This is a genomic window from Pedobacter sp. UBA5917 (assembly GCF_002432345.1).
GTDB lineage: Bacteria > Bacteroidota > Bacteroidia > Sphingobacteriales > Sphingobacteriaceae > Pedobacter.
The window spans coordinates 1-7818 of the sequence record NZ_DJDT01000081.1 but is presented as its reverse complement, the minus strand read 5'-3'; the positions used below and the strand labels follow the sequence as shown (position 1 = coordinate 7818).

At 41.7% G+C, this 7818-nt stretch carries 10 protein-coding genes; 3 read left to right on the top strand and 7 right to left on the bottom strand.

Annotated features, from left to right (window positions below; translation table 11 throughout):
• The 5 genes from B2V92_RS05095 to B2V92_RS05075 form a co-directional block, all read right to left on the bottom strand.
• A partial coding sequence (locus B2V92_RS05095) for a cadherin-like beta sandwich domain-containing protein (RefSeq protein WP_293305283.1) occupies positions 1-834 on the bottom strand: 834 nt, incomplete at its 3' end.
• Between the two features lie 122 nt (positions 835-956).
• A complete protein-coding gene (locus B2V92_RS05090; RefSeq protein ID WP_293305281.1) occupies positions 957-1472 on the bottom strand; it encodes a phage tail protein in 516 nt (171 codons plus the stop codon).
• Positions 1473-1500: 28 nt separating this feature from the next.
• Complete coding sequence (locus B2V92_RS05085; RefSeq protein WP_293305279.1) at positions 1501-2022, bottom strand: phage tail protein; 522 nt, start codon at positions 2020-2022, stop codon at positions 1501-1503.
• A gap of 30 nt (positions 2023-2052) precedes the next feature.
• Complete coding sequence (locus B2V92_RS05080) at positions 2053-2583, bottom strand: phage tail protein (RefSeq protein WP_293305276.1); 531 nt, start codon at positions 2581-2583, stop codon at positions 2053-2055.
• A gap of 27 nt (positions 2584-2610) precedes the next feature.
• Positions 2611-3567, bottom strand: coding sequence for a methionyl-tRNA formyltransferase (locus B2V92_RS05075; protein WP_293305273.1), 957 nt, complete (start codon positions 3565-3567; stop codon positions 2611-2613).
• A gap of 158 nt (positions 3568-3725) precedes the next feature.
• Here B2V92_RS05075 and B2V92_RS05070 point away from each other — a divergent pair, with 158 nt between their 5' ends.
• From B2V92_RS05070 to B2V92_RS05060, 3 genes are read left to right on the top strand one after another with little or no spacing between them, the layout of a single operon-like run.
• The gene (locus B2V92_RS05070) at positions 3726-4430 is read left to right on the top strand and encodes an aspartyl/asparaginyl beta-hydroxylase domain-containing protein (RefSeq protein WP_293305271.1); all 705 of its coding nucleotides are present in this window, start codon (positions 3726-3728) and stop codon (positions 4428-4430) included.
• Entirely contained in the window at positions 4427-5392 is a 966-nt protein-coding gene (locus B2V92_RS05065) for a hypothetical protein (RefSeq protein ID WP_293305268.1), read from the top strand. The genes B2V92_RS05070 and B2V92_RS05065 overlap by 4 nt, the downstream gene beginning before the upstream one ends.
• Positions 5393-5419: 27 nt before the next feature.
• Complete coding sequence (locus B2V92_RS05060; protein ID WP_293305265.1) at positions 5420-6016, top strand: hypothetical protein; 597 nt, start codon at positions 5420-5422, stop codon at positions 6014-6016.
• A gap of 78 nt (positions 6017-6094) precedes the next feature.
• Here B2V92_RS05060 and B2V92_RS05055 read toward each other — a convergent pair whose 3' ends face one another.
• Together B2V92_RS05055 and B2V92_RS05050 are read right to left on the bottom strand one after the other, a co-directional pair.
• Complete coding sequence (locus tag B2V92_RS05055) at positions 6095-7327, bottom strand: MFS transporter (protein WP_293305262.1); 1233 nt, start codon at positions 7325-7327, stop codon at positions 6095-6097.
• 1 nt (position 7328) lies between these two features.
• Positions 7329-7818: zinc-binding dehydrogenase (locus tag B2V92_RS05050; RefSeq protein WP_293305259.1), on the bottom strand; the 490-nt coding region annotated here is incomplete at its 5' end.

The following is a 7818-nucleotide window of genomic DNA, read 5'->3' as shown; positions in this document are numbered from 1 at the left end:
CCAGTTTCCCACTGCATTTGCTGTTGCAGTAGGGCTTATCGCCGAACCATCAACGTAAACCGTTACGGTAGAATTAGCTGGCGCTGTACCGGTATAATTTGGCGTACGGTTATTGGTAGTGCTTCCATGGGCAGGAGTTACCACAACAGGGGCAGGTAATGCCCTGCCAACATTTATTGTATAGGTTTTTGTTGTTGTACCATCCTGTGCAGTTACCACAACATTAATTGGATTATTTCCTACATTTAAATTTACTGTAAAAGGGCTCCCACTAGTTGCAGTAATGGTATTTATTTTAATAGTGGCGTTTGCCTGGTTTCGGGTTGGGGTAACATTAATACTCGTTGTACCATTGGTAACACTTGCCGAATAAGATATCCCGCTACTTGAAAATGCCGGAGTTAATGTGCCTGCTGATATGGTTAAAGCTAATAACGTTGCATCGTTTGAACTGCCACCTATAACTGTGCCGGAAAGCAAAAGTAAATTATCCGGACCAGCATTTACCCATGTTCCATTACCAATTGAAGGCGGATTTGGAGTTGTACTGGTTGTGTTATAGTAGGCTACCTGGTATACACCTCCATCATAAAACTGGATTTCCCATCGATTTATGTTATATAACAGTTTATAAAGCGTTGCGCCACCGGCTACGGCTCCTGTACCTGTGTAAATCTTACGTCCTGTACCATCAGTGGTAGACGATGTAAGTGTGACAACATTATTACCAAAACTTTTCTCATAGGTATCCTGAAACTGGATCTGAGCTTTGGCCGCCAATACAAGAAGCACAAGAATAGTGGTAGAAAATAAAACGCGTAGAGCTTTTTTCATATCATTTGGGTTATAAGTCCGATATCAACTGGCAATCAGAAACAACTATCACAGCTGGTATTTTTACTGGTTTTATATATCCACAGCTTTGTTTTTAAGCAAAGCTGTGGTAAGAGGGTTAATTAATTTCGGGCAGGATATACTCCCTGTACTGCAATTACATAATTAAGTGCTATGTAAGGCTGCATTACAGGTACAGGAAGATTATTGCCTGTAACCCCTACAGTCATTATGTTCATCTGCGTATTTGGGTTGTTTGAAGTATAATCATTGTCGCTTCTTCCCTTGTTGGCAAAATAATTTCCTGTTGGAGAGGATACTGTACCACCGGTACTTACCGCATTAACACTATGGGTATGCGATGGCAGGTTGGTAACAAGAAGGTTTACGCCCTCGGTTCCATATCGGGCACCTAATGGAAGTGGGGTTAAACCCGGACCATCGCCCGCTCCCACAGGAACTGTTCCCTGTAAATTAGGCAATGCAAAAGTGCTTACACCATTGCCACCATAGGTAGTTCCTATTAAGGCGAACAATGCGCTATATTGACTAACAGGCAAAAGCTGTCCACGACAAAACATCCAGCCGCTGGGCGCAAAATTTTCTCCTACCAGTTTTATTTCTCCTATAAAATTCATTTCTTATGTTTTAAAAGTTCTGTAATAGTTAATTTCTGGTTGGGTAAATACCAGTTGTAGCAATAATAAAATATAGGCCCAGGTATGGCTGCTGTACCGGAATAGGTCCATTACCCCCGGTTCTGCCTATGGCATTTGCCGACATTGCTGTATTTAATCCCGCGTTCGAATAATCAAGGTCTGGTGCTACAGAATCAGCAAAGTAAGCGTTGGCGGGCGCATTGGTTGTGCCAGCTGCATTATTGGCTAAAAACACGTGATTATGTGCTGGTAACTGACTCTGCAATACCGTAACACTTTGGCTGCCGGCTGCCTGCCCCAGAACATAGTTGTTACCACTAGTCGGACTTTGCCCAAAACCAAGCGATACCCGGCCCTGTAAATTGGGCAAACCAAAGTTAGTAGTGCCATTACCGCCATAAGTGGTTCCCAAAAGCGAAAACAATGCCTGGTTTTGTTGTATCGGCAAAAGTTGTCCGTTGCATAATGCCCATCCTTTGGGTGCATAATTCATGGCAACTATTCTTATATCTCCTAAATAATAATCCATTTTTTCAGTTCTTGAAGTTTAATTTATCGGTTAATTACGGGTAGGATAGATACCAAACAAAGCGATAATATAATTAATCGCCAAAGAAGGCTGGTTAATCGAAAACGGCTGATTACCACCAGCTTGCCCTATTGATTGGACTCCCATCTGTACATCTGGTGTAACCGTACCTGGTGCAAAATCAGGATCTGATGAACCGGTATTCGCAAAGGCATTATTGGTTGGTAAATTTGCGTTACCTTCGGCCGACTGGGCCATTAACGGATGCGAATGTGCCGGCATTTGGTTCACCGTCATCGTAACCTGCTCTGTACCGGCTTTTTGCCCCAGTACAACAGGCGATAACCCGGCACCATTGCCTGCATGTACAGGCACACGCCCCCTCAGATCGGGAATGGCAAATGTAGTTACTCCATCGCCACCATAAGTGGTACCTAAAAGGGTATAAAGCACTTCGTTCTGACTGATGGGAAGAAGTGAACCGTCGCAAAATTTCCAGCCTGCAGGCGAAAAAGTTCCCGCAAACATCCTGATCTCGCCGACGTAATTTGATTGTAACATGGTAAGTTGGTTTATGGTTTAAAAAAATTAATTATAGATTTCTTCGAATTGAAAAGCGCCATTCTCAAATTTTTCGCCCTGTTTTACACCTAATGCAGCCAGTTTAGCACCGGTTATAAAACCTTCACTTAATTTGATAATGTTGATGCGCAGGATTTTTCTGTCGGCACATTGCACATATATTCCACTTGCATCAGCATGCACCACTGCACCGGCTTCAAAACCAGCTTGGCCTTCAGCCTCAACCGGAGAAACCTCCAATATTCTCACTAATTGTTGTTTAAAAGAGGTTACCGCTCCTCCTGTACCAGGGTTAGCCGCATTTACAAGCGCTTCTACCTCTCCTGCAGTCTGCACAGCCCAGTCGATTGTGATATCAGCAGCCGTTGCCCTTGGATAATAACTTGGCGCAATTAGCGGGGTGGATAATTCGGCTATTTCATTTTTATGTTTGAGTTCCTCAATTAAGCGAACAATCATGTTTACAGCCACGGCACCGTGCCTGCCATCGGCTATCCCCCATGTTTCGCCAGGGATAAAAACCAAAGGCTCCTGCATCACCACAGCACCGGTATCAAAACCCGCATCAACTTTATGGATACTTACCCCTCCGCTGGTTTCGCCATTTTTCATTTGCCAAAACAAAGGATCCGGTCCCTGGTAAGCAGGCAGCATACTGAAATGAACATTAAAGAACCCTATACGGGGAAATTGATAAAGCGCTGCCGGAATCCGGTAAGAAAAACTAAACATCAACACCAGATCAGGTTGTATCTCGGCAAACAACTGACTAACATTTGTTAATAAATTATGTCTGTTTATCTTTAAAAACAGAATATTATTTTTATTACAAAAAAGCTCAATACCTATATGCTGGGCATTTAACTTATCGGTAGAAACCACGGCTTTAACCAAGCCCTGTGCAAAAAAATGATCTATTACAGGTACTGATGATAGATGGTTAGAAAATATAATAATTTTCACTTGGAGCGGAATTAGGATGAGATTTCGTTTGGATACGTAAATTTATCGATTTTATTGTTAACTCCAAACAGGAATTGACAAATACTTAAATATAGGTATTCGAACAATTTTAATCATACACCATATAAATATTCATTAATTTTATTTTATTTATAATTATGATTACTTACTCAAAGCCAAATAAAAAATATCCTATTGAACTACTACAGAATGACCTAAGAAATATTACAGACAATTGGACAAGTCATTTTAACACCGCCCATTACAGTGGGAAGTGGACGGTATTTCCTTTACGTACACCAGGAGGTACAGATAGTATCATCCCTGAATTACATCAGGTCGATCGTTTTGAAAATCATGCCAATATGAAACTCTTTCCGTCGGTAAAACAGCTTATAGAAACTTTCGAATGCGAAGTGATGTCGGTACGCTTGTTAAACCTCGGCGCAGGTTCTGTAATAAAACAACACCGGGATGCAGAACTGGCCTTTGAAAAAGGTGAAGCAAGACTTCATTTCCCCATACAAACCAATACCGATGTCGAATTTTACATTAATAACGAACGCATTATCATGAATGAGGGTGAGTGCTGGTACATTAATGCCAACCTGCCCCATCGGGTAAACAATAAAGGGCTAACCAACAGGGTACACTTAGTAATCGACTGTAAAGTAAACCCCTGGCTGGAACAACTTATTTTAAATACCGATACGATTGCCCATGCACCGGATGAAAGCCGCGATCCTGAAGTTTTGAAACAGATGATTTTTTCACTAAAAGAACAGGGAACGACGCGTGCACTGGAGATGGCAGAAGAACTGCAACAAGAATACAATACCCTTTTAACCGCAAACCAGCAATGAGCAAGCTTGCACTAAAGAACTGGATACCCGACCAATTAAGAGAAAAAAATGGCTTGTATACCTGCAAATGGCTATTCACCAATGGCAACCAGTTTACAGGACCGTTTTTCAGCGAATCGATAGGTGAATACCTCTCTCATGCTTATAATTCAAATAAATTTAAGCCGTGTAGTGATATTTCCGTTTTACCCGAATGGGCATCATTAATGAGCAGCGTAGCACCCACCGCATTTATATTCCATATATCAAGGTGCGGATCTACGCTGATATCGCAATCTTTATGCCTCAACAGCCAGCATATCGTTTTACCCGAGGTGCCCTTTATCGATGAAATTCTCAGGCTTGGCAAAAATTTACCCGTTCCGCATCATGAAGAACTGGTAAAAGCAGTTATCAAAATTTATGGACAAAATCCTGATGGAGAAAAAAAACACCTTATCATCAAAACCGATAGCTGGCATATCCACTTTATGCCCCTGCTTAGAAAATTATATCCCGAAGTACCTTTTGTTTTATTATATAGAAAACCAGATGAGGTGGTTCGGTCGCATCAAAAATTAAGGGGGATGCAGGCAGTACCAGGTGTAGTACCAAACGAATTACTGGGTATAAAAAATGGTGATGTTGAGCCGGGCGATTTTGATGGACATACCGTAAAAGTACTCGAAAACTATTTTAAAGCCTTTATCCGCGCTTCACAAGAAGATCCGCTTACCTTATTACTTAATTATAATGATGGGATTATGGAGAACATGGGGCGTTTTTGCAGTTTTACAAACATAAGCTTAAGTGCTGAAGATTGGGAACATATTAATGTGCGTAGCCGATTTAACGCAAAACACCCTAATCAGGTGTTTTACGAAGTTCAGCCGGAAGAAAAAATACCACTGTACCAGAAACAGGCTTTTGAATATTATCATCAACTGGAAAATTTAAGGAAAACACAAATTACAACAGCATAAATAATAAGAACATTTTAATGCGGACCAATGTTGCTATACTGGTTAAATATTGTAGCAGTAACAGAAAAACAGATGATAGGTTCGGAACAATTGGCAAATTGGGTTGCAGAAAAACATCGTGATCAGCTGATCAAATGTACACACCTACCTTATTTTGATCATTTAAATAAAGTAGCCCAATTGGTAAAAGACGTGGTAAAGTGGGGCTACGAAATTGGATTATGCCACGATCTGCTGGAAGACACGAACACCACCGGCACCGAACTGAAAGAAGCATTGATACGTTTTGGTTACGATATTGATGCTGCAGAATTTATCGTCGGAAATGTAACCGAACTCACCGATGTTTTTACCAAAACAGCCTATCCTGATTTAAGCAAAAAGCAAAGGAAAAATCTGGAAAACAAACGGCTGCAAACATTGGGTACTACCGCACAGACCGTAAAATATGCTGATTTAATTGATAACGCGGCCTGGATGATGAAATACGACACCAAACATGCCGCAAAATACCTAAAAAAGAAAGCAGTTCTTTTACTGGATCTAAAAGCTGGTAACAATCAACTGAGACAACAGGCAATGGAAATTATTGAACAGGGGCAATTAGTCTTCCGTACATTATAATCAAAACACCATTCAAAAAACTTAAAAAAAAGCGCCATGAACAACGGCGCTTTTTAATCAGAAAACCAATATTAGAATTTAGGCTGCTTTAACCGCAGGCTGTTTCATGTACTTTACCGTACCTACACAGGCTACAGATAGCAGACAGAGCGCCGAGATAACGATAAAAATACTATTTGTACTACCTGTAGTATCGATGGCAAAGCCCAATAAAGGTTCGCCAAAAGCGGCGAAAAGATAAGCGATCATATTCATAAAACCGATGCCTGTACCGGTAAGGCTACTTCCCAACAAATCGGGACTAAGTGGAAAGAAACAGGCCTGTGGACCATACACAAAAAAACCTGCCAACAACATCAGTATACTACCCAAAAGCAGGTTATGCACAGGTGCAATATAAACCAGGATGGCTATAACTGCACTTGCCAGCATACCAAAGAAAATGGCTTTGATACGGTCTTTTTTAAACAGGCTATCAGATAACATCCCAAAAGTTAATGCACCCGCAGCCATACCCACCGGTAATAAAAAGGTTACCCATAAATTGCCTGGATTATCCTTCCAGTTTCCACCCAGGTAATGGACCGGAACCCAGAAAATAAGCCCATAGCGTGCCATGCTCTCAAAACCGAAGCCAAGCGAAACAACCATAAATTTTCTATTGCCCAATACCATCCGGTAGCGGTCTACCCAGCTCACTTCCGGTTGTTTTGTTACCTGCGTATCTACCGCAACATCCGGTTTATCGCGGGCAATAATCATAAAAGCAGTGGCCGAAATCAACAGTAATAAAACAGGTAGCCTAAAAAGCATACGCCATTCGTAACCCTGTTGTAATAAAATAATCGAAAGCAGGTAAGTTACCACCGAGGATAGCCCAGCCGCCATGGTATAAAACCCAAAGGCCTTGCCCCGCTCCTCTTCGCTCCACCAGTTATTGATCAGTTTGGCACCTGGCGCAAAGGCCATCGATTGAAAATAACCATTTAAAGCCCATAATATCATAATTACCGTTCCGCTACCGGCAAAACTGATGGCAACATTGGTCATAATAGAAAGATATGCCCCAACCGTTACCATTAAGCGTGCACTGAAACGGTCGGCCAGGTTTCCGTTTATCAGCTGTCCAACCGAATAACCGATCAGCATTGCAAAACTGATCCAGCCTATAGCGGTATAAGGAATATGCAGGTCGGCCGCCATACCTTTTGCCGCCCAGCCAAAATTATGCCTGCCTGTGTAAAAAAACAGGTAACAGAACATGGTAATCAACAGCATTTTCCATTGCTGCACCCTAAATTTCTTATCCATTCTACTTTAAATTAATACCTACCCTAAGTGGTTTATTGGCAACAGCAAATTCAAAAGCCCCGCTGGTATTTAAAAGATCGAATTCTTTTGATACAACTTTTTTGAAAGGGAAAACCTGATGGTTTTTGGTGATAAAGTTAACGGCATACACAAAGTCTTCAAAATTATAATTGTGCAAGCCTTTTATGGTCACCAGCCTGCGTACCACCGACTCGGCATCAATCTGTACTTTGCGGGTATTAAAAACCGCCCCGATCCAGATGGCCGTTCCTCCAATGGCCAGTTTTCTGATACTGTTTTCCATCGCGTCGGCCGAACCGCTCATATCAAATGCCAAATCGATTCCGGTAGGCAAAGCACTGTTAATATCCGTTAATAAATGTATTTCATCGGCACCAAAAGCTTTTGCCTGTTCAAGGCGTTGCGGATTGATATCAGCCGCATGGATATAGGCGGCCCCGGCATCCTTGCACATGGCAGCACATACCATA

Excerpts from the sequence above, each read along its gene's own strand:
- B2V92_RS05090 (WP_293305281.1), bottom strand. The coding sequence starts at position 1,472 with ATGAATTTTATAGGAGAAATAAAACTGGTAGGAGAAAATTTTGCGCCC.
- B2V92_RS05085 (WP_293305279.1), bottom strand. The coding sequence starts at position 2,022 with ATGGATTATTATTTAGGAGATATAAGAATAGTTGCCATGAATTATGCA.
- B2V92_RS05080 (WP_293305276.1), bottom strand. The coding sequence starts at position 2,583 with ATGTTACAATCAAATTACGTCGGCGAGATCAGGATGTTTGCGGGAACT.
- B2V92_RS05070 (WP_293305271.1), top strand. The coding sequence starts at position 3,726 with ATGATTACTTACTCAAAGCCAAATAAAAAATATCCTATTGAACTACTA.
- B2V92_RS05065 (WP_293305268.1), top strand. The coding sequence starts at position 4,427 with ATGAGCAAGCTTGCACTAAAGAACTGGATACCCGACCAATTAAGAGAA.
- B2V92_RS05060 (WP_293305265.1), top strand. The coding sequence starts at position 5,420 with ATGTTGCTATACTGGTTAAATATTGTAGCAGTAACAGAAAAACAGATG.
- B2V92_RS05055 (WP_293305262.1), bottom strand. The coding sequence starts at position 7,327 with ATGGATAAGAAATTTAGGGTGCAGCAATGGAAAATGCTGTTGATTACC.